This window comes from Leifsonia sp. 1010 (assembly GCF_031455295.1).
Taxonomy (GTDB): domain Bacteria; phylum Actinomycetota; class Actinomycetes; order Actinomycetales; family Microbacteriaceae; genus Leifsonia.
Genome location: NZ_JAVDSL010000001.1, coordinates 1,617,096 through 1,642,468, shown reverse-complemented (window position 1 = coordinate 1,642,468; position 25,373 = coordinate 1,617,096). Strand labels below are relative to the sequence as shown.

Sequence of the window (25,373 nt, the reverse complement as noted above, 5' to 3'; positions counted from 1 at the left end):
CACGCCGCCGCGGCGCTTCGTGTGCAAAGTGTGCGGACTCGACGGCGGGGCGGAGGGGGGGCGCAGGGGGTCCGATACGCTCGTGGGATGGCCCACGATCTCGCTGACTTCCTCGGCGACGTCGGGCCGCTCGTGTTCTACCTGGCGGTGTGGGGGCTCGTGTTCGCCGGCACCGCCCTGTTCGTCGGCGTCTTCATCCCGTTCATCACGGGCGACTCCCTGCTGTTCGGCGCCGGCATCCTCACGGGCACCAACCCGGAGCTGAACATCTGGGTGCTCGCCATCGGCGTGGGGATCGCCGCCGTCCTGGGCGACCAGGTCGGGTTCCTGCTCGGCCGCAGGCTCGGCCGACCGTATCTGACCCGCCGCGGCGGCCGCTGGGTGCAGGCCGGGGTCAAGCGGGCCGAACGGTTCTACGAACTCTTCGGCTGGTGGTCCGTGGTCATCAGCCGGTACATCCCCTGGGGTCGCGTCTTCATCCCGCCGATCGCCGGGATCAGCGCGATGAGCTATTGGCGGTTCCTCAGCGCAAACATCGTCGGAGCCCTCAGCTGGGGCGTGCTGATCACCGTGATCGGCTACTTCGCGGCCGTCAACCCGAGCGTGCGACCGGTCGCCTACATCGTGGCAGGGGTCGTCATCCTCGCCTCCCTCGTCGCGGGTGTCCGCGCCTGGGTTCTCGACCGGCGCGCGCGACGCACCCTCGCAGACTGACCTGTACCCGCCCCGGGGTTCGCGCGGCCCGGGGCGGGCGATCCGGCGTCAGCCGCGGACGAACCGCAGCGTGACGAGCTCGAAGGGACGCAGCTGCAGGTCGAGCGTGCCGTCGCCGGTCTCCCGCTCGAGCAGATCCGTCCTCTGGATGCGCTGGTACGGGAACGCCGCCGCCAACGTGGTCGTGGCTCGCGAGCCGAGCGATTCGTACAGCCGGACGACGACGTCGCCCGAGCCGTCCTCGGCCAGCTTCACGGTCTCCACGACGACGGCAGGATCGCTCGACACGATCAGCGGATCGACCGCCGCAGGCGCGGGACGCAGGGGCAGATTGAGCCGGTAACCCGCCTCGATCGCCGCGTCCACTCCGCCTACCACGAGGGAGGTGCGCAGCACGTGCTCGCCCTGGTCGGCCTCCGGGTCGGGGAAGAGCGGGGCGCGCAGCAGCGTCTGCCGCACCAGGGAGTAGGTCCCGCCGCCGTCCCGCGGGTGTCGGGTCACATCGTGGCCGTAGGTGGAGTCGTTGGCGACTCCGACGCCGAACCCCGGCTCGCCCACGTGGACCCAGCGGTGCGCGCTCGTCTCGAACCGGGCGACATCCCAGCTCGTGTTCGTGTGCGTCGGGCGCTCGATGTGGCCGAACTGGATCTCGGACCGCGCGGAGGCGGTGTGCACATCCACGGGGAAGGCGAGTTTCAGCATGCGCTGGCGCTCGTGCCAGTCGACGTTCGTCTCGATGTCGAGGGCCGGGGACCCGGCGGCGAGCGCGAGCGTCTGCGTGACGGTGGACGCCCCGAACCGGCGGACCACGCGCAGCGCGACCCGCTCCGGCGACTCGGATACGACCTCCACGGAGTCGACACCGCTGAGGTTCTCGCCGGAGAGCCGGTACTCGATGTCGACGTCCCAGGCGTCCCACTGGGCGGGGGTGTCGCGGAACAGCTGGAGCACGTTGGCGCGCGTGCCCGGGGGCACCGCGTCGCGGCCCGTGGCCGCATCCACCAGGGACGCGATCAGACCGTCGGCATCGACGAGGACGCTGACGCGGCCGTTCGACAGCCGGATGCCGTCGCCGTCGCGTTCGATGCGCGCGTCGCCGGTCCGCTGCGGGACCGCCACTCCGCCGGCCGGTACGCCGTCGACCGCGAACGGGGAGGCGTTGGCGACGAGACCGGTGCCTGGCCGATCCACCGCTCCATCCGCTCCACCCGCGACTCCCTCACCGAGTGCGGCCAGCGAGCGGGCGATGACCGCCTCCAGCGACTCCGCCACCCGGGCGTAGTTCTCGACCGCCTGGTCGTGCACCCAGCCGATCGACGAACCGGGGAGGATGTCGTGGAACTGCTGCAGCAGCACCGTCTGCCACGCCTCGCGCAGCTCGCGCTCCGGGTACTTTGCTCCGGCTCGGACCGCGGCGGTGGCCGCCCAGAGCTCGGCCTCGTGCAGCAGCGCCTCGCTGCGGCGGTTGCCGCGCTTGGTCCGCGCCTGGGAGGTGTACGTGCCGCGGTGGAACTCGAGGTAGAGCTCCCCCACCCACACCGGCGCGGGGTCGAACTCGGCGCGCGCCGCCTCGAAGAAGGTGGCGGGCGATGCGACGTGCACCGTCGGCGACCCCTCGAGGTCGGCGGTGCGCTCCGCCGCCGCGAGCATCTCGCGGGTCGGCCCGCCGCCGCCGTCGCCGAAGCCGAAGGGCACGAGCGAGGTGTTCGCCCGGCCCTTGTCGGCGAAGTTCCGCTCGGCGCGTGCCAGCTCCTGGCCCGAGAGGATCGAGTTGTACGTGTCGACCGGCGGGAAGTGCGTGAAGATGCGCGACCCGTCGATGCCCTCCCACTGGAACGTGTGGTGCGGGAACAGGTTCACCTCGTTCCACGAGATCTTCTGCGTGAGGAAGTTGTCCATCCCCGCTTCGCGCGCGATCTGGGGCAGCGCGCCCGAGTAGCCGAAGGAGTCGGGGAGCCACACCTCGCGCGGCTCGTATCCGAACTCCTCCAGGAAGAACCGCTTGCCCTCGACGAACTGCCGGGCCATCGCCTCCGATCCCGGCATGTTGGTGTCCGATTCGACCCACATGCCGCCCACCGGGACGAACCGGCCCTCGGCGACGCGTGCCCGGATGCGCTCGAACAGCTCCGGATAGAACTGCTTCATCCAGGCGAACTGCTGGGCGGACGAGCAGGCGAACACGAAGTCCGGGTCCTGGTCCATCAGGTCGAGCACGTTGGAGAAGGTGCGGGCGCACTTGCGGATGGTCTCGCGCACCGGCCACAGCCAGGCCGAGTCGATGTGCGCGTGCCCGACCGCGAAGACCCGGTGCGCGGTCGCGGACGCGGGTGACGCGAGCACCCCGGCGAGCGCCTCCCGCCCGCGCGAGACCGTCCCCGCGACGTCGAAGGGATCGACCGCGGTGACGGCGGCCTCCAGCGCGGCGAACAGAGCCGCCCGGCGCGGCGACGTCTCGGGGAGCACGAGCGCGAGCCCCTTCGCGGTGAAGATGTCCTGCACCAGCTCCCACACCTCGCGGTCGCGATGCACGATGTCCACGCGCCGCAGCGTATAGATCGGGGTTCGCGGCGCGGTCGACACCCGGCCCATCCCGGTCGGGGCGAAGGTCCAGTTCGAGCCGACGTCCGGGTTGGCCGCGGCCTCCACGTACAGTTCGAACGACTCGCCCGGCCGGGCCTGGAGACGCACGTAGGCGTTGTACGGCTCGAGCGCCTTCAGGATGGTGCCCTCGGGCGTCCACACCAGGCCCTCCGCCTGGAACCCCACCTGGCTCAGCGTGAACCCGAGGTCGACGAGGAGCTCGACATCCTCGGCCGCCGCATCCCACTCCGCCGGGACGGTGCCCGTCACGCGGAACCACACGGTCCCCCACGGACGGCCCCACGCCTCCCCCGCCGCGAACGGACGGAAGTCGTTTACGACGGCGTCCGCGAAGGGCACCGGCTCGCCGGGCGCCTCCCACACCTCGATCGACGCGGGCGCGGCCGCACGCTCGAGGGCGGGCGTGAGGCGTTCGCGGACGAAGCGGTCGATGCGCATCTCGGCGAGCTGGTTCTGCTGGTACAACGGTTCTCCTTGGGTGAGGGGATGGGGGCGGAGCAGGGGGACGGGCTATCCCTTGACGGCGCCGGCGAGCGCGGACGAACCGCCGAGCGCGCGCGACACGATGACGTAGAGGGCGATCACGGGAACGGAGTAGATGAGCGAGTACGCGGCGAGCTGGCCGTAGGCGACCGCACCGTACTGGCCGAAGAACGTGAAGATGCTCACGGCCGCCGGCTGATTCTCCGGGCTCAGCAGCAGCACGAAGGGGACGAAGAAGTTGCCCCACGCTGCCACGAACACGTAGATGAACACCACCGCGATTCCGGGGCGGACGAGCGGGACCACCACCGTCCACAGCGTCTTCATGCTGGATGCGCCATCCACCCACGCCGCCTCCTCCAGCTGCACGGGCACCGAGTCGACGAAGTTCTTCGTCATCCAGATCGCCATCGGGAGCGACGAAGCGGCGAGGAACAGGATGGTCCCGCCGAGCGAGTCGATCAGGTTCAGCGACACGAACAGACTGTAGACCGGCACCATCATCGCGGTGATCGGCAGGCACGTGCCGAACAGGATCGCGTACAGGAACGGCCGGTTGAACCGGTTGCGGTAGCGCGACAGCGGATAGGCGGCCAGGATGGCGACGATCACCGTGACGATCGCGCATCCCGCCGACAGCAGCAGGCTGTTCCACAGCGGCAGGAACGACAGCTCGGGCGTGAGCACCTTGCGGAAGTTCTCCAGCGACCACTGCTTCGGCCACGCGACCGAGAGCGTGGCCCCGCCGTCGAACGACGCGAGCACCACCCACACCAGCGGGAGCACGAAGACCGCGCCGATGAGGAGCAGGACGACATTCGACGTCCAGCGCAGGGCGACCCCGTTGGGTGACGACAGCTTCATCAGTCCACCTCCGTCTTGAGGGCCCGCACATAGATCACGGCGAACACCGCCCCGACCAGCAGCAGGATGGTCGCGATCGCCGTGCCGTAGCCGAGCTCCGAGAACTTGAACGCCTCCTGGTATGCCAGCACGGGGAGCGTCATGCTCTTGTTGCCCGGGCCGCCTCCGGTCATCACGTAGATGAGGGTGAAGACGGACAGGGTCTGAAGCGTGATGAGCATCAGGTTGGTGGAGATGCTGCGCCGGATCATCGGCAGTGTGACGAGGAAGAACCGCTTGACGCCGTTGGCGCCGTCGACCTCCGCCGCCTCGGTGATCTCCGGCGGCACCTCCTGCAGCGCCGCCGAGTAGACGAGCATCGAGAAGGCCGTGCCGCGCCACGTGTTGGCCAGGATGACCGACAGCATCGGGAAGGCGAACAGCCAGGACGGACCCGTCACGCCGAACATCGCGAGGATGGCGTTCAGCGTCCCGTGCTGACTGAAGAAGGCGTACGACGCGAACGCCGCGACGATCTCCGGAAGGACCCACGCGCCGACGACGAAGGTCGAGACGATCGCGCCGACCCAGCGGCTTCCGCTCCGCATCAGCAGGGCGAGCACCATCCCGGCGACATTCTGGCCGATCACCGCCGACCCGAGGAGGAAGACCAGGGTCAGCCACACCGAGACCGGGAAGTCCGGGCTCTTGAACAGGTCGATGTAGTTCTGCAGCCCGACCCATTGGCTGGATGCGGCGGCGGAGCCCGTCAGCGACATGTCGGTGAACGAGCCGTAGAACGACGACAGGATCGGCCCGAGCAGGAACACGACGAGCAGACCGATGGCCGGGAGGAGAGGGACCGAGCGGGCGAGGGACCGCCGGGTGTGTGCGCGCGAACGTGCCGTGTCCCGCTGGCGCGGCGGCCGGGCCGACGAGGCCCGGCCGCGCGCGTCCGAGACGGCGGGGACGGTGGAGGTCACTACTTCGACTCCGTCTTGCCCTCACCGACGATCCCCACGACGGTGTCGTCGTAGGTCTTGGCGGCCTCCGCGGGCGTCGCCTGCCCGGTCATCACCGACTCCATCGCGACCTGGATGCCGTTCGAGATCTTCGGATAGTCGGGTGTGGCCGGCCGGAACTTGGTCACCGCGACGAGCGACGAGAAGAACTCCGAGGTCGGGTTCGACGTCTTGTACTTCGCGTCGTCGGCGACGTCCTTGCGCACCGGGATGCCGGCGGTGTTGATGTTGTACTCGAGCGAACGCTGCTTGTCGGTCAGGAAGGTGATGAACTTCCACGCCAGGTCCTTGGCCTTGCTCTTGGCGCCCATCGAGAACGTCCAGCCGCCGGAGAGGCTGATCTTCCCGGGGTCCTGCCCCTCTTTCGTCGGCATGGCCGCGGTGCCCATGACTTTCGACCAGTCCGCCCACGGCGTCGCGCCGGTCGGAAGCCAGGCGTTCGAGGCCCAGGAGCCGTCGAGGTTGATCGCGAGCTTGCCCTGCGGCATGAGCTGGTTGTTGATCGTGTTCTGGTAATTGGTGTCGCTGGTGACCTCCTGGCTCGGGCCGAGGCCGCCCTGGTAGACCTCCTTGATCACGTCGAGCGCCTCCGTGAACGCCTTCGAGCCGACGATCCACTTGGCCTTCGAGTCGTCGTAGAGGCCCTTCTCGTCGGCTCCGTACAACAGCATCTCGAAGCCCTGCATCGAGCTCGCCTCGCCAGCGGCTTTTCCCGAGAAGATGTTGAGCGGGATGACACCGGGCACGGCCGCCTTGATCTTCTTCGCGGCGCCGATCACGTCGTCCCAGCTCTTCGGCTGCCACGGGGTCGGGATGCCGGCCTTCGCGAAGATGTCCTTGTTGTACCAGAGGCCCCGGGTGTCGGTGCCGGTCGGGATGCCGTAGACCTTGCCGTCGTCTCCCTTGCCCGCGTCCTTGGCATTGTCGAAGAAGTTCGACCAGTCCGACCATTTGTCGACGTACGAGTCGAGCGGGGCCAGATAGCCGGCCTGGGCGTCGGCGCGGATGAGGAAGGTGTCCTCCGACATCACGTCGGGCGCGGTGGTGGCCGCGCGGTTCATGAGGGAGAGCTTCGTGTAGTAGTCGTTCTCGGCCGCCTTGATCGGGACGAGCGTGATCTTCTTGCCGGGGTTCGCTTTCTCGAAATCGGCCTTCGCCTTGGTCATGAAGTTGGCCATGATGTCGGACCCGAAGTCCTGGAAGGCGACCTTGATGGTCTTGCCGTCGCTGCCGCCGGACGAGGACGAACATCCCGCCAGTGCGACGAGGGCCGCAGTGGCCACAGTGGCGGCCAGGATCCTGCTTCGCTTCATCGATGCTCCTTTGCATTGACGTCCGTGGCGCGACGCCGCCGGACCTGCGTAATTTATAAATCAATTTGATTTACGAGCGCAAGGGCAGCGGCGATATTGTCCCCCGCCGGCTCGACGAGGGCGGGCCGACCGTCAGCGGACGACGGCGCGAGGCGAGAACGTGCCGTCCAGGACGAGCGCGGCGGCCCCGACGGCGGCGACGTCCTCGCCGATCGCGCTGGAGGCGATCGCGATGCCGTGCGTGAGGATGCCGGTGTCGAATTCGGCCAGCCGCGTCGGCAGCTGGTCCAGGTAGCGGCGCTCGACGCGCGACCACGACGGGCCGCCGTACACGACGCGGTCGAGATCGAGGAGGGACGTCAGATTGGACAGGTAGAAGGCCGAGTTGCGGATGCTCCGGTCGACGATCTCCTGCGCCCCGGCATCCCCCGCCTCCGCCGCCGACGTCAGCCGCGTGAAGAGCTCGTCGACGGCCTCCACATCCAGATGCAGATCCTCTTCCGGAACGACCTTCATGCCGGCCGGCGGCGTCAGCACACCCGACCACAGACCCTGCATGACCAGCCGGTACGGGCGCACGGACTCGCCGTAGCAGCCGCGCCGACCGCAGGCGCACAGTGTCCCGCCGGGGTCGACGAGCACGTGGCCGACATCTCCGGCGTTGTCGGTGGATCCCGTGTACACCTCTCCGCCTAGCACCAGACCCACCCCGACACCGGTGCCGTAGTAGACGAAGGCGTAGTGCCGGGATGCTCCGGCCGGGTCGCTCCACCGCTCGGCGACGGCGGCGCAGGTCACATCCTTCGCGACCAGCGAGGGCAGACCGGTCGCGGCCGTCAGCTCGTCGCGGAGGTGGAAGTCGTTCCAGCTCGGGATCAGCGGGGGCCGGACCACCACGCCCCGCTCCGCGTCGATGGGACCAGGGGCGGCGACACCCACGCCGATCACGCGCTCGGCGTCGATGCCCGGCGTCGCGAGCACCTCGCGGATGGCGTCGACGGCGGCGGCGAGCGTCGAGACCGCATCGCCATCGGGCGGGGACGGACGGTGGACATGGGCGACGACGCCACCCTCCAGATCGAGCAGCACGCAGGCGATCACGGTGGGGTCGAGGTGGACGCCGACCGCGTAGGCGCCCGCCGGGTTCAGGCGCAGGATGGTGCGCGGTTTGCCGGGGCTGCCCTCGCTCTGTTTTCCGGCCTCGCGGATCAGTCCCTGCTGGAGGAGCCGGCGTGTCACGTTGGTGACGGTCTGCGCCGAGAGGTCCGTGCGCGCGGCGAGCTCCACCCGACTGAGGCCGTCCGGGGATCGCCGGACGGCATCCAGCACGACCGTCTCGTTGAACGCCGCGATGGCGGGGAGGTTGGCTCCTCTGGCCACAGCTCCTCCGTTCGCCCAGGTGTCCCCAGTGAATCTGAGGATACCTACTGACTACCGGCTGGATGCCTCCATGGGCGGCCTCGCGACCCTCCCCCGTTCGGGCGGTCCCGACGGTCCGGACGACGGGCGCGCCGCGACCAGTCGGTCGGCGAGCGTCGCCGCGGCCTCTGCCAGTGCGGGCGGGCCGACGATCTCGAACGCGACGTCGAACCGCGTGAGAGACGCCAGCACGCCGATCCACGACCACGAGCCGACGGTGAGACGACTCCGGGTGTCGCCCACGGGCTCCACGTGCCCATCGGTCACCCACGGGATCACGTCGCGCGGCGGCAGGTCGATGACGACCTCGCCTACGCACGGCCAGCGATCTTGGCTGTCGCTGCCTTTGAAGCGCGCAGCCACGTACGACGTCGCGTCACCGGTGGGGATCCGCCGCGGACGGAACACGGGACCGGCGGGGATCCGCGGCGCCAGCCGATCGAGCCGGAACACCCGCCAGTCATCCCGGTCGAGGTCCCATGCCACTAGATACCAGCGCGCATCCCGAGCCACGAGGCCGTGCGGCTCAGTGCGACGCGGCGGTCCGTCCGCGCCTGCGTAGTCGAACCGGAGCACCTTCCTCTCCCGGACGGCGTCGCTCACCGCGCCCAGCACGGCCGGCTCGACCGCCGGTCCCGCGTTCGGCCGGTCGAAGCGGATGCCGTCGACGCGGTGCCTCAGACGCGACGGCATCACCTGGCGGACGGTCGCGAGCGCGCGGGCGGCCGCCTCCTCGACTCCGGCCCCGGCCGCGCCCGCGTTCTGAAGCGAGATGGAGAGGGCGACGGCCTGCTCTTCGTCGAAGAGGAGCGGAGGCAGCTCCGAGCCCGCGGCGAGTCGGTACCCGCCGTCGGGGCCTTTCAGCGCGTCGATGCGGTAGCCGAGCTCGCGGAGACGGTCCACATCCCGGCGGACCGTCCGGATGCTCACGTCGAGCCGATCCGCGAGCGCCTGCCCGGGCCAGTCCCGTCGCGCCTGCAACAACGAGAGCATCGTGAGCATGCGCGAGGACGGTGCGTTCATGGCTCGATTCTCGTCGAAGTAGCGGACGGGAACTGTCCGCTACCACTGCGAGTGTGGCATCGCTGGGAAGACCCGGCGATGTCACCGAGAGGAAAAACCATGAGCATCATCACCACCACGCACCTGAACTTCCGCGGCGGCGAGGCGCGCGCCGCCCTCGAGTTCTACGCCGGAGGGTTCGGCGGAGAGGTCACTGCTGCGACGTATGCCGATTTCGGCATGCCCGCCGACGTGCCCGGCGCGCAACACATCGTCTTCGGGCCGGTCGCCTCGCCTGAAGGGTTCCGCGTGATGGCCTACGACGTTCCGGGCTCGGGCGTTGAGGTCGGAACGGGGGCGGAGGCGTCGACACGACGGGAGAACGGGATGACCATCACCGGGCAGCCGTTCTTCGTCTCCGTGCGGGCCGGGTCGCTGGACGAACTGACCGGCTACTGGGATCGCCTCGCGGAGGGCGCCAGCGTCGTCGAGCCGCTGGCGGCCTCCGCCTGGTCGGCGGGGTTCGGGATGTTGACGGACCGGTTCGGCGTCACCTGGGTGCTCGACGTCGCCTGACGACCGGCGACGCGGCGCTCAGTCCTGGTTGCTGAACGCCGCGTCGAAGGAGGCGGTCGGCTGCTTCCAGAGCAGCGAGCGGATGTAGCCGACGGCCTCCTTGGCCCCGTGAAGGCGATCCATCCCGGCGTCCTCCCACTCGATCGAGATCGGGCCGGTGTAGCCGATGGACTCGAGCGCGCGGAAGGCGTCCTCCCACGGCACGTCACCGTGGCCGGTGGAGACGAAGTCCCAGCCGCGACGCGGGTCGCCCCACGACAGGTGCGAGCCGAGGACGCCGGCGCGGCCGTTCTTCGGCCGGAGACGCGTGTCCTTGCAGTCGACGTGGTAGATGCGGTCCTGGAAGTCGATGATGAATCCGACGGGGTCGATGTCCTGCCACATCATGTGGGACGGGTCCCAGTTGAAACCGAAGGCCTCGCGGTGGTTGATCGCCTCGAGGGACCGCACGCTCGTCCAGTAGTCGTACGCGATCTCCGACGGGTGCACCTCGTGCGCGAACCGGACGCCCTCGCCGTCGAAGACGTCGAGGATGGGGTTCCAGCGGTCGGCGAACTCCTGGTAACCGCGGTCGAACACCTCGGCCGGAACCGGCGGGAACTGCGCGACGTACGGCCAGATGCTCGAGCCCGTGAACCCGACGACCGTGTCGACGCCGAGCTTGCGAGCGACTTTCGCTGTGAGCTTGAGCTCTTCGGCAGCGCGCTGGCGCACGCCCTCCGGGTCGCCGTCGCCCCACACCTTGGAACCGACGATCGCCTGGTGGCGGAAATCGATCGGGTCGTCGCAGACCGCCTGGCCCTTGAGGTGGTTGGAGATGGCCCACACCTTGAGGCCGTAGCGGTCGAGGATGTCGAGGCGCCCCTGCAGGTACGCGTCGTCTTCGGCGGCGCGCCAGACGTCGAGGTGCTCGCCCGAGCACGCGATCTCGAGGCCGTCGTAGCCCCACTCGCTCGCGTACTTCGCGACCTCTTCGAGCGTGAGGTCGGCCCACTGGCCGGTGAAGAGGGTGACCGGGTGCGTCCGGCCCGACTCGGTGGTCTCCGAGCCGCCCGCGCTGGTGGCGTCAGTCATTGTTCGTTCCCATCTCGATCCAGGTGCCCGACTCGGCCGAGTCGATCACCGCATCCGTGACCCGCACGGCGCGAAGGCCGTCGGTGAAGCGCGGCAGGCCGTCGGGGTTCTCCCCCGCGACTGCCGCGTAACTGTCGGCGACGAACGCGTTGAACGCGTCCTGATAGCCCTGCGGGTGCCCGGAGGGCACGACGCACAGGCGGGCGGCGTCTTCGCTGAGCTGGTCGGCGTCGCGCGGGATGATCAGGCTGCCCTTGCGGCGGCCCACCCACAGCGTCTCGGGCTGCTCCTGGTCGAAGCCGATGCTCTCGGCGCTGCCGGAGATCTCGAGCCAGAGCCGATTCTTGCGGCCTGGCGCGACCTGCGACACCAGCAGGGTGCCCAGCGCTCCGGAACGCGTCTCGATGACCACGGCGACGGCGTCCTCCGTCGTGATCGCCGCGTGGGAGGCGCGCTCGGCGAACACCGTTCGCTTCGTGGCGGATACGCGACTCACGCGGTCGCCGCTGACGAACTCGACGAGGTCGACGAGGTGCGACCCGATGTCGGCGAAGGCACGCGAGCGGCCGCCCTGCGCCGCATCCACCCGCCAGTTGTCGTCGTCGGACCCCAGGAGCCAGTCCTGCAGGTAGGAGGCGTTGATGCTCAGGACGCGCCCGGCCTCGCCGGAGGCGAAGCGGGCGCGGGCCTCACGCACGAGCGGGTGGAAGCGGTAGACGAACGGAACGGTCGCGGTGCGGCCCTCCGCCGCAGCCACCAGGCTCTCGGCATCGGCGACCGATGTGGCGAGCGGCTTCTCGCAGATGACGTCCTTGCCCGCGGCCAGCACGGCCGCCGCCTGCTCTGCGTGGAGAGCGTTCGGCGTCGTGACATGGACGACGTCGACCGAGTCGTCGGCAAGCAGTTCATCGAGCGATCCGTACGAACGGCCGATGCCGAGCCGCTCGGCCGCCGCTGCCGAGCGCTCCGGCGTCGAGGAGACGATCCCGGCGAGCTCGGCGCGTGCTGAACGAGCCGCTCGCGAGTGAACCTCGGCCATGAAGCCACCGCCGACGATCGCGACGCGGAGCCGGGCTCCGGCGGAACCGCCGTCGCGCCGGGTGAGCCCGCCGCTGGTCGCAGCGCTGGCGGCCGATGCTGCGGCCCGGTTTCCGTCCGTCATCGCTCCGCTCCCGTCACGCCAGGGTCGCCGCTCGCGGGTCCCAGTCCTCCGGGAGAGCCGGCGCCACCTCCACCGTGCTCTCGACCTCGACCGGAGTGCGGGACTCCCCCGCCTCGATGGTCGAGACCATGATGTCGAGTACGTGGTAGGCCTGCTCGCCGGAGGCGCGTTCGGGGACCCCGGCGCGGATGGCTCGGGCGAGCTCCACCACGCCGATACCCCGCGTGTCGGTCGTTCCGGTTGAGGGGAACGTCTCGATGCCGTCGGCCCCGTGAACCAGGAGCTCACCCTCGAAGGTATTGGGATCGGGCACGACGAGCGTGCCGTCGACACCGGCCACCTCGAACTGGGTGCGGCCGAGCTTGGAGTCGAAGCTGAACACGGCCTGCGCCGTCTGGCCGCTCTCGAACTCATAGAGAGCGCTGACGTGGGTCGGCACGGTGACGGCGAACTTCTCGCCTGCGCGAGGTCCGGAGCCGATGACGCGGGTCTCCTTGGCGCGGGATGCGCTGGCGCTCACCCGGGCGACCGGCCCGAACATCTGCACGAGGGCGGTCAGGTAGTACGGGCCGATGTCGAACAGCGGACCCGCGCCCTCCTGGAACAGGAAGTCCGGGTTGGGGTGCCACGACTCCGGGCCCGGGCTCTGCATCAGCGTGAGCGCGGTCAGTGGTGCGCCGATGTCGCCGTTCTCGATCAGACGGCGGGCCGACTGGATGCCGGAGCCGAGGAACGTGTCCGGCGCCGTGGCGACCCGCAGCCCGGCCGCGTGCGCGGCCTCGAGCAGCTCGCGACCGCTGGAGCGGTCGAGCGCGAAGGGCTTCTCGCTCCAGACGTTCTTGCCGGCGGCGAGCGCCTGCAGCGCCACCTCGACGTGCACCTTGGGGATCGTCAGGTTCACCACGATCTCGATGGCGTCGTCGGCGAGCAGCTCCTCCACCGTGCCGGAACCCGGCACGCCGTACTTGTCCGCCTGCGCCTTCGCGCGCTCGAGATCGATGTCGGCGACGAAGCGCACGTCGAGGTCGGGGAACGAGGTGAGGTTCTCGAGGTACTGGTTGCTGATGACGCCGGCGCCGATGACGCCGACTCCCACGCGCCCGCCGCTCATGCGAGGCCCTTCGAGGTCAGGAAGGCGAAGCTGTCGGCAACCGCCTGGAAGCGGTCACCGCGCGAGTCGTCGAGCTCGATGACACGGAGCGCGTCGGGCGCCGCGGCGATGATCTGCTCGATCGGGAGGGAACCCTGACCGACAGCGACCTGATCCTTGGTCTCGGTAGTGCCGGGGCCGTCCTTGATGTGGAGGGCGACGACGCGGTCGCCGAGCTTGGGGAGAAGCGCGACGGGGTCGACTCCGCCGACGGCGACCCAGTAGGTGTCGACCTCGAGCACGACCTCCGGAGCGAGCTTGCCCGCGAAGAACTCGAGCGCGGTCACGCCTTCGATCGTGCTCTCGAGCTCGTGCGCGTGGTTGTGATAGCCGACACGGACGCCGTGGCGGGCCGCGACCTCGGCCGCCGCGTTCAGCTGGTCGGCGATCTGCGCGACGTCGTACGCGGTCTGCCAGCGCTCCGGCGCCACGAACGGGTCGATGACGGTCTGGACGCCCAGCTCCTTCGCGGCTCCGAACACCTCGTCCAGGTCTCCGCCGATGAAGCCCTGGTGGGTCGTAGGAGCGGAGAGGCCGGCTTCGGCGAGGCCCTCCCGGAGCGCGTCACCGAAGGTGAGGAAGGCGAAGGGCTCGACCTGGGTGAACCCGATATCGGCGATCCGCTTGAGGGTACCGACCGTGTCCTCGGTCAGGAGCTCCCGGACCGTGTACAGCTGCACGGAGACTTTTGACGTCGACACTGTTCTCCTCGTCGAGTTCATGGAGTGGAAGGGCGCCGGATGGCGTGGGTCTATTCAAGTGCCACTTCTGCCGGATGTCAATCAAAAGTCGATCAAATGCAGACGATCTTTGAGCAGTCCACCGGCACTGTGGTTCAATACCCTCTATGACCGACAGCGCGCGAGACTCGGTGCTCGTCGCCGCAGACGCCGCGGAGCTGCTGGCGATCCTGCGCGACGGCATCCCGCGCACCCGCGCGCAGCTCGCCGAGCTGACCGGCATGGCGCGCTCGACCATCGCCTCCCGGATCGACACGCTCACGGCGGCGGGACTCGTCGCGCCAGCGGGCGACGACGTGTCGTCCGGCGGGCGCCCTCCGTCGCGCATCCGCTTCAACCCCGAGTCGCGCGTCGTCGTCGCGATCGACCTCGGCGCGACGCATGGCGTCGTCGCCCTCGCCGACCTCGCCGGCAACATCACGGCGAGCGTGTCGCGTCGGCTCGATATCGCCGACGGCCCGCAGCCGGTGCTCGACTGGGCGCTCGAGACGGCGTCCGAGCTCTACATCGCGAGCGGGCGGCAGCCGGAGGAACTGATCGGCGTCGGCGTCGGGGTCCCCGGCCCGGTCGAGCACTCCACCGGGCTGCCGGTGAACCCGCCGATCATGCCCGGCTGGGACCGCTTCGACATCCCCGCATACATCCGTCGCGTCTTCGACGTGCCCGTCCTCGTCGACAACGACGTCAACCTCCTCGCCCTCGGCGAGCAGGCACTGATGTGGCCGGATGAGACCGACCTGCTCTTCATCAAGGTCGCGACGGGCGTCGGCGCCGGGATCATCAGCGGGGGCCGCCTGCAGCGTGGGGCGCTCGGCTCGGCCGGAGACCTGGGTCACGTCCGCGTCCCCTTCGGCAGCGACACCCCGAGCCACGGCGAGCAGGATGCGGACCTCGAGTCGCTGGTGAGCGGGCCCGCCATCGCGCGGGCACTCTCCGAAGCCGGTCTCGCCGCCGAGACCAGCGACGACGTCGTCGCCCTGGCGCGCACGGGCAACCCGGCCGTTCAGAACGCGATCCGGCAGGCCGGACGCGACCTCGGCGCGGTCGTCGCCACCTGCGTCAACCTCCTGAACCCGTCGATGATCGTCGTCGGCGGCAGCCTCTCCCGCGTCGGCGAGCAGCTCCTCGCCGGGATGCGCGAGGTCGTCTACCAGCGGTCCACGCCGTTGGCGACGCAGCATCTGACCATCACGCAGTCGCGCTCCGGCGAGACCGGCGGCGCGATCGGGGCGGCCATCATGGTCATCCAGCGCGCGCTCGATCCCGACGCGGGCACGCCGCGCTCCCTCTTCCGCTGACGCCGCGGCGAAACATCCACCGCCTCCCCCACAACCTCGAATCGATTCGAATCCCCCGAAGGTCACACTGAAAGGAGTGCCGTGAGCACCCAGAGCGAACCCCTCGACCGTCCCCTCCGCGCCGGAGTGGTCGGCCTCGGCTGGGCCGGACAGCAGCACATGGCGGCCTACTCCGCCCTGCCCGGCGTCGAGCTCGTCGCCATCGCCGGCATGGAGGACGGCCCCCGTGCCGAGCTCGGCGAGACATACGGCGTGAGGCGGCTGCACCGCGATTGGAAGGACCTCGTCGCCGAGGGCGACCTCGACGTCGTCAGCGTCGCCGTGCCGACCTTCCTTCACGCGCCGATCGCCGTCGGGGCCCTCGACGCCGGAATCCACGTGCTCAGCGAGAAGCCGATCGCCCGCACCGCGGCGGAGGCGCAGACGATGGTGGATGCGGCCCATCGCGCCGGCCGCGTGCTGGAGGTCGCCTTCAACCACCGCCGTCGCGGAGACATCGAGGCGCTGAAGGCCGCGATCGACGACGGGCAGATCGGCCGGCCGTATCACGCGCGCGCCGTCTGGCTGCGCCGGGCCGGCATCCCCGCGCTCGGAAGCTGGTTCACGAACCGCGAGATGGCCGGCGGCGGCCCGCTGATCGACATCGGCGTGCATGTCCTCGACTACGCCCTCCATCTGTTCGGCGAGCCGCGCGTCGAGGCGGTCTCGGCCGTCACGCATTCCGAGCTGGGTGTCCGCGGTCGTGGCGGCGCCGCCGCGTCCAAGCAGCACGTCGGGTCGGAGTACGAGGTCGAAGATCTCGCGAGCCTCCTGCTCCGGCTGGAGGGCGGCGGCTCCATCGTCATCGAGACCAGCTGGGCCGCATACCGCCCCGCGGGCGACGAGTTCGGCATCACCCTCTACGGCACCGAGGGCGGCGCTGACCTGCGCGTCGTCGACTACGCCCCGTCCGGCGAGCTGACGATCTTCACCGGCGACGGCGAGCAGAGCGAGGACATCACGGTCACGGCCGACCCCGGCCGCGGCCACCTCGCGGTGGTCGAGACCTTCCTGGAGCACGTCGCCGACCAGGCGAACTGGTCGAACTGGGACGGCTCGCTCGCCCTCGACCGCGCGCGCGTCATCGACGCCGCCTACGAATCCGCTCGCATCGGTGCCGAGGTCCGGCTGTCCCCGGCGACCAACCCGGCAACCGCCGACACCGCCCTGAAGGGAGCATGACCATGACACTGCGCGTCACCGTCTGGAACGAGGGCGTCCACGAGGCGACCCAGCCCGAGATCGCCGCGATCTACCCGCACGGCATCCACGGAGCCATCGCCGAGGGGCTGTCCGACCTGCTCGGCGACGAGGTCGCCGTCCGCACAGCCACCCTCGACGACCCCGAGCACGGGCTCAGTGAGCAGGCGCTCGGCGAGACCGACGTCCTGCTCTGGTGGGGCCACATCGCGCACGACCGCGTCTCGGACGAGGTGGTGGAGCGCGTCCGCCGTCACGTCCTCGGCGGGATGGGGCTGATCGTCCTCCACTCCGGCCATTTCTCGAAGATCTTCATCCGGATGCTCGGCACGACCTGCTCGCTGCGCTGGCGCAACCCGGAGGGCGGCGAGCGGGAGCTGGTCTGGAACGTGAACCCGACCCATCCCATCGCCGCGGGCGTCGAGCAGCCCATCGTCATCGACGCCCAGGAGATGTACGGCGAGTTCTTTGACATCCCGACGCCCGACGACCTGGTCTTCATCAGCTCCTTCACCGGCGGCGAGGTGTTCCGCTCCGGCGTCACCTTCACTCGCGGGCGCGGGAAGATCTTCTACTTCAGCCCCGGCGACCAGGAGTACCCGGTGTACTTCCACCCCCAGGTGCGCCGCGTGCTCGCCAACGGCGTGAAGTGGGCGGCCCCGGTGGAGGGCGCCCGCCAGTCGCCCGAGGTGTCGAATCCGCAGCCGGTCTAGGCCGAGCCCGGCAACGGTCGGAGATCCGCGGCCTCCCGTCGGAGAATCAGCCGTATCCGCTTCGCATCTCCGTCCAGGCCGCGGTCCGTCGGAGATCCTGAGCCTTTTCTCCTACGGAAGCATCGGATCCCACGGCCTGGCGCCGAGCACATCGAGACCGCAGCATCGAAGTACGAACACGAGGAGCCCTCCATGACCGACGTGATGTCCACGCTTCCCCAGCCGCGCCATCCCGACCCCGCCGACGCCCCGCCGCTGCGGTGGGGCGTGCTCGGTCCCGGCGTGATCGCCGCCGACTTCACCGACGCACTTCATCGGCACACCCGCCAGCGGGTGGTGGCGGCGGGGTCGCGGTCTGCGGAGCGGGCGCAGGCGTTCGCCGACGCCCACGGGGTGGAGCGCGCGTACGGCTCCTACGAGCAGCTCGTCGGCGACCCGGACGTCGACGTCGTGTACGTCGCGACCCCGCACAGCGAGCACCTCGAGCACTCCCTGCTCGCGATTGCGGCGGGCAAGAACGTCCTCATCGAGAAGCCGATGGCCGTCACCGCCGACCAGGCGAGACGCATCGTCGCGGCGGCACGAGATGCCGGCGTCTTCGCGATGGAGGCGATGTGGACGCGCTACCTGCCGCAGACGGACATCGTGCGCCAGTTGCTGGAAGACGGCGCGCTCGGAGACATCCGTATCGCCACGGCGGATTTCGGGGGCCGGGCGCCGTTCGATCCGTCGAGTCGGCTGTGGCACCCTGCGCTCGCGGGCGGAGCGCTGCTCGACCTCGGCGTCTACACGGTGTCGTGGGCCTCGTTCGCGCTCGGCGCCCCGGCCGGGATCATCGCCTCGGGAACGCTTTCCGAAACCGGCGTGGACGAGCAGGCGGCGCTGGTGCTGTCGTCCGCGAGCGGCGGTCAGGCACTGCTGAGCACCACGTTGCTGGCGGGCACACCGTCGCTCGCGACGATCAGCGGCAGCGAAGGCCGCGTAGAGACGGACAGCCCGTTCTGGGGACCGAGCGGCCTGCGGGTGTTCCGCGGCGACGGCACCCTCGCCGCGCACTGGCGCGACCCGTACGGCCGGCCGCACCGCGACGGGATGTCGTACGAGGCCGCAGCGCTCGCCCGCTTCGTCGCCGAGGGCCGGACGGAGTCGCCGCTCCACCCGCTCGCGGAGGCGGTCGACACACTGGCCACGATCGACGAAGCGCGGAGGCAACTCGGGGCGACGCGCGTGGAGTGACGGCGAGCGTCGGCGTGACGCGGCACAATGGAGAGGTGCTCGACTCCGCTCCGTACCGCACCGCCGACCTGTACCGGCCGGGCGTCCTCGCGGACCTGAGCCCGGCACGGCCCGCTCCCGTCCCGGTGGTCCCGGCCGTCCCCGGTCAGACCGGGCATCTTGCACGCGTGGTGGCGCGTTCCAGCGACCGCGTGAGTTGGCTGCGGGCGCGCAGCCGCGGCATCACCGCCACCGACGTCGCCAAACTGTCGAGCCCGCGATCCATCCGTGCCGCCGCGTACGACAAGCTGCACGGCACCGGGTTCAGCGGCAACGTCTTCACGCAGCACGGCCGCTCGCGCGAGCCGGAGATCGCCGCCTGGGTGGCCGCGACGCACGGGATCGAGCCCTCCGATCTGCTCTTCCACGCCGAACGCGACCGCCGGCATCTGGCGACGCCCGACGGTCTGATCGCCCGCTCGGGCGGCAAGCTCGAACTCGCCGAGATCAAGACGACGAACAAGCCGTTCCGCAGCATCCCCCGCCCGTATCTCCGCCAGATCTGGTGGCAGCAGTACGTGCTCGGCGCCGAGCGCACGCTCTTCGTCTGGGAGCAGCACGACGGCTTCGTCCCGCTGCGCGACGAGCCGGAGTGCCGCTGGGTCGACCGCGATGAGGCCGAGATCGCGAAGCTGGTCGCCCTTGCGGCCGATCTGATCGAGCTCCTGCGTCAGGCGACTTCGGCCGGAGCGCCCGCGCCGGTGTCGGTGCCCGCCGCGACCGCCGTGTCCGGCTCGGCCTCCGCATCCACTCCGACCGGGATGCGGGTCAGCGCCACCGCGTAGACGGCGATCCACCCGACGGCGACGGTGGTGCCGATCAGTTCGAGCCACGCACCGACGTCGGCGCCGACGCGCACGATGGCGAGCAGCCCGCCGACGATCGTGATCACGGCGACCGCCCCGCAGCTCAGCCGCGACAGCCGGGAGAGGCGGGGGAGCTTCCGGCTGAAGCCCACCTGCAGCATGGCGAAGCACGCCGCCGCGAAGCCGATGACGGCGGACACCGTGTGCACCAGATCCTGCACGGTCGACTTCGGGTCGACGATCGGCACCGGGCAGTACGCCGTGCACGTGACCTGCGACGCGAGGACGAAGCACACCGCCGCGAACCCGAGCGTCACGGCAGGCGCCCAGCGGTCGAGCACTCGTGCGGACGAGCGGATGTGGCCGCTCGCCACGGCGATCGCGAAGCCGCCACCCGCGATGAGGAGCAATGCGACGGCGAAGGCGCCGGACGTCGCCGCGCCCTTCGCGCCCAGCTCACTCACGTAGACCGGATACGGCACCGTCAGCCTGGCAGCCCAGATGACGACGAGCCCGCCGAGCACGCAGAGGGTGCCGATGGCGAGCAGGATGGGGACGGCGCGCTGCCATCCGCGCGCAAGCACGGGGACGGCGAAGGGCTCGCGAGCGATCCGCAGCAGTTGTCGCACCTGTCGCTCCTCGGGTCTGGCCGTCGTCGTTCCGCACCCGCGGGCGACGCACGCCCCGGGTCGCAGCATCCTAACCGGCGCGACGCTGGGAAACGGCCTGGGGGTATCCGAAACAGACTGTTCACATCTGGTGACCCGACCGTAACACCGGTGAAGCACGCGCAGGATTGACTGAGGGGACGCCGCGCCGACGCAGCGGCAGACCGACGAGGGGATGACGAATGCCGAAGACCATGCGGGCCGCACTTCTGGACGCCGCGGGAGCCCCGGAGGCACTCCGCATCGGGGAGACCGCCTACCCGGATCGCGTGAACGCCGAGTTCCTGGTCAAGGTGGTCGCCTCGAGTGTGAACCCGATCGACGCGAAGACGCGGGCCGGTCGCGGGATCTACGACGCCATCCACGCGTTCCCCGCCGTGCTCGGCCACGACTTCAGCGGTGTCGTCGTGGAGTCGCCGTACAGCGCGCATCCCATCCGTCCGGGCGATGAGGTCTTCGGCATGGTCATGGTGCCGCGCCTCGGCGGCAGCTTCGCCGAGTACATCTCGGTGCCGTCGCTGAGCGTCGTGCGCAAGCCGGCGACGCTCAGCCATATCGAGGCCGCGGGGGCGCCCCTGGCCGCTCTGACGGCGTGGGGCTTGGTCGTCGAGGTCGCCAAGGCGCACGAGGGCCAGCGGATGCTCATCCACGCGGGCAGCGGAGGCGTCGGTCACTTCGCGGTGCAGTTCGCCTCGTATTTCGGCGCGCACGTCATCGCTACCGCCTCCGGGTCGAACGCGTCCTGGATGCGCTCCCTGGGCGCGGCCGAGGTGATCGACTACTCGACGACCCGCTTCGAGGACGTCGTGCACGACGCCGACGTGGTGATCGACCTGGTCGGCAATGTGCACGACGACACCGGCACCCGCTCCCTCTCCGTTCTGCGCCCCGGCGGCCTCATCGTCAACGTGCCGACCGGGAGCTGGCCCACCTTCGCGGAGGACGCGGCCGCCGCCGGAGTTCGCGGCACCGACTACAAGGTCGCGCCGGACGGCAGCACGCTCGCGGTCATCGCCCGCCTGCTGGAGTCGGGGAACGTGCGCGTGCACGTCGACCAGATCTTCGCCCTCGAGCAGATCGCCGAGGCACACCGCGCCGTTGAAGGCGGCCACACGCGCGGCAAGGTCGTGCTGAAGATCGCGGAGGGCTGAGCTAGCCGACCGGGGTCAGCGGCCGCTCCATCACCCAGTCGTCCTCGTAACGGTCGCCGACCAGGAACCGCTTCGCCCCGACCCGCTCGAAGCCGTGCTTGCCGTAGAAGCGCTGGGCGCGGGCGTTCTCCTCGTTGACGCCCAGCCACATCCCCTCGGCTCCCGCTTCGCCGCCGGCCCGCAGGCTCTCGGTCATCAGCCGGCTCGCGACGCCCTCGCCGTGATGGCCGGGGAGGACGTAGCACTTGCTCAGCTCGGCGGTGGGATGGATGCGCAGGGAGCCGCGCACATCGGCGTCGGCCGGCTCGCCCAGGTTGATCATCGTGTAGCCGACCGCGTTGCCCTCGTCGTCCTCCGCGATGAGCAGGCGGCGGGATGCGTCGGCGAGGTACTCGACGAACCGCTCCTCCGAGAGCACGGCCCGGATGAACGCCGCCTTCGCCTCCTCGGTCGTGTGCGGCGGGCAGGCGAGCGGGAAGGTCGCGGCGGCGACCGCGGCGAGGGCGGCGGCGTCTCCGGCGACGGCGGGGCGGATGGTGACAGTCACCCCGCCAGCCTAGCCAGCGCAGGACCCCCGACACACAGCGGACCGGCCGCCTCCGATCGGGAGACGGCCGGTCCGTGGTGCGTGCGGCCCGAGCCGCAGGGTCGTTAGTGCCGCCCCTGCGCCACCCAGCTGAGCAGGTCGAAGGAGACACCGCCGAGGCCGGTCACCGGGTCGTAGCCCTTGGCCGTCTTCAGCGACGTGTCCTGATCCATCGACACCAGGTAGGTGTTGCCGCTGATCGCACTCGTGTAGACCAGCGCCTGCGTCGGGTTCTGCGGCAGCACGTCGCGGAACGCGTTCGGCAGGATGCGCTTCACGCCGTACAGCGTCGGGTTCGCGAACCCGATCGTGGAGCGCGTCGCCTGCTGCACGATCGCGATCTGCGCCGCGACGATCGGCGAGGCCAGCGACGTTCCGCCGTAGGTCTCGTTGACGTAGTCGCCGGTCTCCAGCGTCGTGTCGTCGATGATCGGACGGATGCCGATCAGGAACCCGGTGTACGGGTCGGCCAGGGCCGCGACGTCCGGCGAGACGCGCTTGCCGTTCGCCAGAGCCGCCGGCACGATCCCGCGCTGGTAGTCCGGCTGAGCGAACACTGCGCTCGTGCCGCCGCCGGCGCCGCCGACGAACCGCGTGCCCGGAAGGGGCTGAGCGTAGCTGAGCGTGCCGTCGGCGTTCTTGACGATCTGGTCGAACTGGTCGCCCCAGCCCGTCTCCCACGCGATCTTGCCGTTCTTGTCGATGCCGGTGCTGGTTCCACCGACCGAGGTCACCCACGGGGAGGACGCCGGGAAGTCCGGCGACGGGTAGCCGAGGTTCGCGACCTCGTCGCCGTTGTCACCGCTCGAGAAGTACAGGCCGATGCCCTCGCCCGCAGCCTGGAGCTGCAGGTTCACCTCGCCCTGGATCACGTCGGCCGGGACGGCCTCGCCCACGTTGCCGTAGCTGTTGCTGACGATGTTCGCGAGCTTGTTGTCGAGGATCTTCGACATGGCCACATCGAGTCCGCCGCCGCAGTTGAAACCGCCGACGTAGAGGATGCGGGCTCCGGGTGCGATGGCGTGCACGGACTCGACGTCGAGCGTCTGCTCGCCCTGCCATCCACTCGGGTACTGGCACAGCTCCTGGTCGACGAACTCGCTCGGGCTCGGCACCAGCTGCTGGTAGCTGCTGTTGGTCAGGCCGGGCTCGCCGTTCTGCTGCGAGTAGCTGTTGACGTCCTTGACGATCGTCGGGCTGGCGTACGCGTCGATGATCGCGACCGTCTGGCCGGAGCCGTTGATGCCGCGCTTGCCGAGGTCGTTCAGGCCGTACGCGCTGCGCAGCTGCTGCGGGGTGTAGCCGCAGTTGTAGGTGCTGTACTGCGTGTTCCCGTTGTACGCGGGCGGGACCGTCACCGTGTGCTCGCCGTAGTAGTGCGAGCACGGCGTCTGGATCACGGGCGCTGCAGCAGCCTTGCGAGCGACCTGCGGAGCGCCGGACGGACCGAGGTCGCCCTGCTTGATCGAGTCGGGACGCGTCAACGTGCGCGACTGCTCGATGCTCACGCCCGACACCTTGCCGCCGATCGAGGTCGGCAGCGACGGCGCCGCAGCCGGGGCCACGAGCTGGCGCCCCGCGTAGTTGAACGCGTGGAGCGACGTGCCGAAGATCGAGCCGAGCTGGTCCGGAGTGCCGCGGAAGACGACGTACTGGCGGCTGGCAGGAACGGCCGAGATGGTCAGGCCGGCGGCCTTCAGGAAGCTGACCACGGCGTCGGAGTCAGCCTGCGAGGGCGCGAAGCGGTCGATCCACTGCTTGGGGTTGAGGGCCTTGCGGTATCCGCGATCAAGCGGGTTCGAGACGGCCTTGGCGAGAGCCTCCGCGCCCGCCTGGTCGCGGAGCGGAAGGTAGATCTCACCCTCCACTGTCTCATCGGCCGGTGCGGCGCCGGCGTCGTTCGCCGCGGTCGCCCAGGAGGGGACGGAGCCGGCGTAGGTCACCCGGTCGGCTGCGTTCGCCGCCGATGCCCCCGCCAATGACAAAGCCACCACGGCAGACGTGGTGGCGATGATTCCGAGCGCCCTCTTGTGGAGGGATCCCGTGGTGCGATGTGCCATGAATGTCATCCTTAGCTCGGACGGACTCAACTTCGAGCCGTCGCGCACGGCGCGCGACAGGAGCGACACTAGACCTCATCGTTCTACCACCGCAACGAGGGGTAGACAGTTCTGTCGCGATTGTTGCTAGAGGTGAAGCATCCTCACGCGACGGCCACATCCTCCCGCCCCGAAAACCACGAAGGGGCCGGGACCGGCAAGCGGCCCCGACCCCGTCGGAGGTGTTCGCGGAACGAACTCAGATGGCGTTGACGTCCAGCGGGATGCCCGGGCCGAACGTGGTCGACACGGCACCCTTCTGGATGTAACGGCCCTTCGCGGCGGACGGCTTGAGACGCACGACCTCCTCGAGAGCGGTCTTGATGTTGTCGTTCAGCTGCTCGGCGGTGAAGCCCGCCTTGCCCACGACGAAGTGCACGTTGGCGTGCTTGTCGACGCGGAACTCGATCTTTCCGCCCTTGATGTCGGAGACGGCCTTCGCCACATCCGGCGTGACCGTACCGGTCTTCGGGTTCGGCATGAGGCCGCGCGGGCCGAGGACCTTACCGAGACGACCGACCTGGCCCATGAGCTCCGGGGTGGAGACGGCCGCGTCGAAGTCGGTGTAGCCGCCGGCCACCTTCTCGATCAGGTCCGCGCCGCCGACCTCGTCCGCACCGGCGGCGATGGCCGCCTCGGCGGCCGGACCGGTCGCGAACACGATGACGCGGGCGGTCTTGCCCGTACCGTGAGGAAGAATGACGGTACCGCGGACCATCTGGTCCGCCTTGCGCGGGTCGACGCCCAGCTTCAGCGCGACCTCGACGGTCGAGTTGAACTTGGCGGAGCCGGTCTCCTTCGCCAGGGCGACGGCCTCAGCGGGGGTGTAGAACTTTCCGGCCTCGATCTTCTCGGCCGCGGCCCGGTAGGCCTTGGACTTCTGTGCCATGTGATTTCTCCTTACGAGAATGTGGTGCGAGCCTGGCCGGCTCTTCCACGAGATGTCTTGAGGGGGTGGGGCTTACGCCTCGACCGTGATGCCCATCGAGCGGGCGGTGCCTGCGATGATCTTCGACGCCGCGTCGATGTCGTTGGCGTTGAGGTCGACCATCTTCTGCTCGGCGATCTGGCGCACCTGCTCCTGGGTCAGCTTGCCGACCTTGTTGGTGTGGGGAACGCCCGAGCCCTTGGCGACGCCTGCCGCCTTCTTGATGAGCTCTGCCGCCGGCGGGGTCTTCAGGACGAACGTGAACGAACGGTCCTCGTAGACGGTGATCTCGACGGGGATGACGTTGCCGCGCTGCGACTCGGTCGCCGCGTTGTACGCCTTGCAGAACTCCATGATGTTCACGCCGTGCTGACCGAGCGCCGGGCCGATAGGCGGGGCGGGGTTGGCGGCGCCGGCGTTGATCTGAAGCTTGATCAGACCGGTGACCTTCTTCTTCGGTGCCATGTCTCTTCCTTCTTTGTGTATTCGAGCGAGCCGGACCGCAGTC

General features: G+C 69.8%; 23 protein-coding genes. 8 read left to right on the top strand and 15 right to left on the bottom strand.

What is annotated here, in order from left to right; translation table 11 throughout:
- Window positions 1–87 precede the first annotated feature (87 nt).
- The gene (locus tag J2Y42_RS07990; protein ID WP_309856650.1) at window positions 88–714 is read left to right on the top strand and encodes a DedA family protein; all 627 of its coding nucleotides are present in this window, start codon (window positions 88–90) and stop codon (window positions 712–714) included.
- 48 nt (window positions 715–762) lie between these two features.
- On the opposite strand, the gene J2Y42_RS07985 is transcribed toward J2Y42_RS07990, so the two are convergent.
- The 6 genes from J2Y42_RS07985 to J2Y42_RS07960 form a co-directional block, all read right to left on the bottom strand.
- A complete protein-coding gene (locus tag J2Y42_RS07985; RefSeq protein WP_309856647.1) occupies window positions 763–3,783 on the bottom strand; it encodes a glycoside hydrolase family 38 C-terminal domain-containing protein in 3,021 nt (1,006 codons plus the stop codon).
- A gap of 45 nt (window positions 3,784–3,828) precedes the next feature.
- Entirely contained in the window at window positions 3,829–4,665 is an 837-nt protein-coding gene (locus J2Y42_RS07980) for a carbohydrate ABC transporter permease (protein WP_309856644.1), read from the bottom strand.
- Window positions 4,665–5,627, bottom strand: a complete 963-nt coding sequence (locus tag J2Y42_RS07975) for a sugar ABC transporter permease (RefSeq protein ID WP_309856641.1) — start codon at window positions 5,625–5,627, stop codon at window positions 4,665–4,667. The genes J2Y42_RS07980 and J2Y42_RS07975 overlap by 1 nt, the downstream gene beginning before the upstream one ends.
- On the bottom strand, window positions 5,627–6,979 hold the full coding sequence (locus tag J2Y42_RS07970; protein WP_309856638.1) for an extracellular solute-binding protein: 1,353 nt from the start codon (window positions 6,977–6,979) through the stop codon (window positions 5,627–5,629). The genes J2Y42_RS07975 and J2Y42_RS07970 overlap by 1 nt, the downstream gene beginning before the upstream one ends.
- A gap of 132 nt (window positions 6,980–7,111) precedes the next feature.
- Entirely contained in the window at window positions 7,112–8,359 is a 1,248-nt protein-coding gene (locus J2Y42_RS07965) for an ROK family transcriptional regulator (RefSeq protein WP_309856636.1), read from the bottom strand.
- 51 nt (window positions 8,360–8,410) lie between these two features.
- Window positions 8,411–9,421, bottom strand: coding sequence for a WYL domain-containing protein (locus tag J2Y42_RS07960; RefSeq protein WP_309856635.1), 1,011 nt, complete (start codon window positions 9,419–9,421; stop codon window positions 8,411–8,413).
- Window positions 9,422–9,520: 99 nt separating this feature from the next.
- Here J2Y42_RS07960 and J2Y42_RS07955 point away from each other — a divergent pair, with 99 nt between their 5' ends.
- Window positions 9,521–9,976, top strand: coding sequence for a VOC family protein (locus tag J2Y42_RS07955; protein WP_309856633.1), 456 nt, complete (start codon window positions 9,521–9,523; stop codon window positions 9,974–9,976).
- 18 nt (window positions 9,977–9,994) lie between these two features.
- Here the strand turns inward: J2Y42_RS07955 and J2Y42_RS07950 are convergent, their stop codons facing one another.
- The 4 genes from J2Y42_RS07950 to J2Y42_RS07935 are packed head-to-tail and all read right to left on the bottom strand — an operon-like array spanning window position 9,995 to window position 14,042.
- Window positions 9,995–11,050: a sugar phosphate isomerase/epimerase family protein gene (locus J2Y42_RS07950; RefSeq protein WP_309856630.1), complete on the bottom strand. Its 1,056-nt coding sequence runs from the start codon at window positions 11,048–11,050 to the stop codon at window positions 9,995–9,997.
- Window positions 11,043–12,212, bottom strand: coding sequence for a Gfo/Idh/MocA family oxidoreductase (locus J2Y42_RS07945; RefSeq protein ID WP_309856629.1), 1,170 nt, complete (start codon window positions 12,210–12,212; stop codon window positions 11,043–11,045). The genes J2Y42_RS07950 and J2Y42_RS07945 overlap by 8 nt, the downstream gene beginning before the upstream one ends.
- Window positions 12,213–12,225: 13 nt before the next feature.
- Window positions 12,226–13,323, bottom strand: coding sequence for a Gfo/Idh/MocA family oxidoreductase (locus J2Y42_RS07940; protein WP_309856625.1), 1,098 nt, complete (start codon window positions 13,321–13,323; stop codon window positions 12,226–12,228).
- Entirely contained in the window at window positions 13,320–14,042 is a 723-nt protein-coding gene (locus J2Y42_RS07935; RefSeq protein WP_309858071.1) for a sugar phosphate isomerase/epimerase, read from the bottom strand. The genes J2Y42_RS07940 and J2Y42_RS07935 overlap by 4 nt, the downstream gene beginning before the upstream one ends.
- Before the next feature lie 167 nt (window positions 14,043–14,209).
- On the opposite strand from J2Y42_RS07935, the gene J2Y42_RS07930 reads away from it, so the two are divergent.
- The 5 genes from J2Y42_RS07930 to J2Y42_RS07910 all read left to right on the top strand — a co-directional run bounded on the left by J2Y42_RS07930 (window position 14,210) and on the right by J2Y42_RS07910 (window position 19,412).
- Window positions 14,210–15,400, top strand: coding sequence for an ROK family transcriptional regulator (locus J2Y42_RS07930; protein ID WP_309856622.1), 1,191 nt, complete (start codon window positions 14,210–14,212; stop codon window positions 15,398–15,400).
- Between the two features lie 81 nt (window positions 15,401–15,481).
- The gene (locus tag J2Y42_RS07925; RefSeq protein ID WP_309856618.1) at window positions 15,482–16,621 is read left to right on the top strand and encodes a Gfo/Idh/MocA family oxidoreductase; all 1,140 of its coding nucleotides are present in this window, start codon (window positions 15,482–15,484) and stop codon (window positions 16,619–16,621) included.
- The gene (locus J2Y42_RS07920; RefSeq protein WP_309856615.1) at window positions 16,618–17,352 is read left to right on the top strand and encodes a ThuA domain-containing protein; all 735 of its coding nucleotides are present in this window, start codon (window positions 16,618–16,620) and stop codon (window positions 17,350–17,352) included. The genes J2Y42_RS07925 and J2Y42_RS07920 overlap by 4 nt, the downstream gene beginning before the upstream one ends.
- Window positions 17,353–17,544: 192 nt before the next feature.
- Window positions 17,545–18,588 carry a Gfo/Idh/MocA family oxidoreductase gene (locus J2Y42_RS07915; protein WP_309856612.1) on the top strand — a complete coding sequence of 348 codons (1,044 nt, stop codon included), beginning with the start codon at window positions 17,545–17,547 and terminating at the stop codon, window positions 18,586–18,588.
- Window positions 18,585–19,412 carry a YqaJ viral recombinase family protein gene (locus J2Y42_RS07910; RefSeq protein WP_309856609.1) on the top strand — a complete coding sequence of 276 codons (828 nt, stop codon included), beginning with the start codon at window positions 18,585–18,587 and terminating at the stop codon, window positions 19,410–19,412. The genes J2Y42_RS07915 and J2Y42_RS07910 overlap by 4 nt, the downstream gene beginning before the upstream one ends.
- On the opposite strand, the gene J2Y42_RS07905 is transcribed toward J2Y42_RS07910, so the two are convergent.
- The gene (locus J2Y42_RS07905) at window positions 19,298–20,062 is read right to left on the bottom strand and encodes a DUF998 domain-containing protein (RefSeq protein ID WP_309856607.1); all 765 of its coding nucleotides are present in this window, start codon (window positions 20,060–20,062) and stop codon (window positions 19,298–19,300) included. The two genes, J2Y42_RS07910 and J2Y42_RS07905, sit on opposite strands and share 115 nt — an antisense overlap.
- Before the next feature lie 221 nt (window positions 20,063–20,283).
- On the opposite strand from J2Y42_RS07905, the gene J2Y42_RS07900 reads away from it, so the two are divergent.
- Entirely contained in the window at window positions 20,284–21,252 is a 969-nt protein-coding gene (locus J2Y42_RS07900; RefSeq protein ID WP_309856604.1) for an NADP-dependent oxidoreductase, read from the top strand.
- 1 nt (window position 21,253) lies between these two features.
- On the opposite strand, the gene J2Y42_RS07895 is transcribed toward J2Y42_RS07900, so the two are convergent.
- The 4 genes from J2Y42_RS07895 to rplK all read right to left on the bottom strand — a co-directional run bounded on the left by J2Y42_RS07895 (window position 21,254) and on the right by rplK (window position 25,330).
- Window positions 21,254–21,799 (bottom strand): GNAT family N-acetyltransferase, encoded by a 546-nt coding sequence (locus J2Y42_RS07895; protein WP_309856602.1) that lies wholly within the window; start codon window positions 21,797–21,799, stop codon window positions 21,254–21,256.
- Between the two features lie 104 nt (window positions 21,800–21,903).
- On the bottom strand, window positions 21,904–23,898 hold the full coding sequence (locus J2Y42_RS07890) for a S53 family peptidase (protein WP_309856599.1): 1,995 nt from the start codon (window positions 23,896–23,898) through the stop codon (window positions 21,904–21,906).
- 238 nt (window positions 23,899–24,136) lie between these two features.
- Window positions 24,137–24,826: a 50S ribosomal protein L1 gene (gene rplA / locus J2Y42_RS07885; protein WP_309856596.1), complete on the bottom strand. Its 690-nt coding sequence runs from the start codon at window positions 24,824–24,826 to the stop codon at window positions 24,137–24,139.
- Window positions 24,827–24,898: 72 nt separating this feature from the next.
- Window positions 24,899–25,330, bottom strand: coding sequence for a 50S ribosomal protein L11 (gene rplK / locus J2Y42_RS07880; protein ID WP_018189751.1), 432 nt, complete (start codon window positions 25,328–25,330; stop codon window positions 24,899–24,901).
- Window positions 25,331–25,373: the final 43 nt, after the last annotated feature.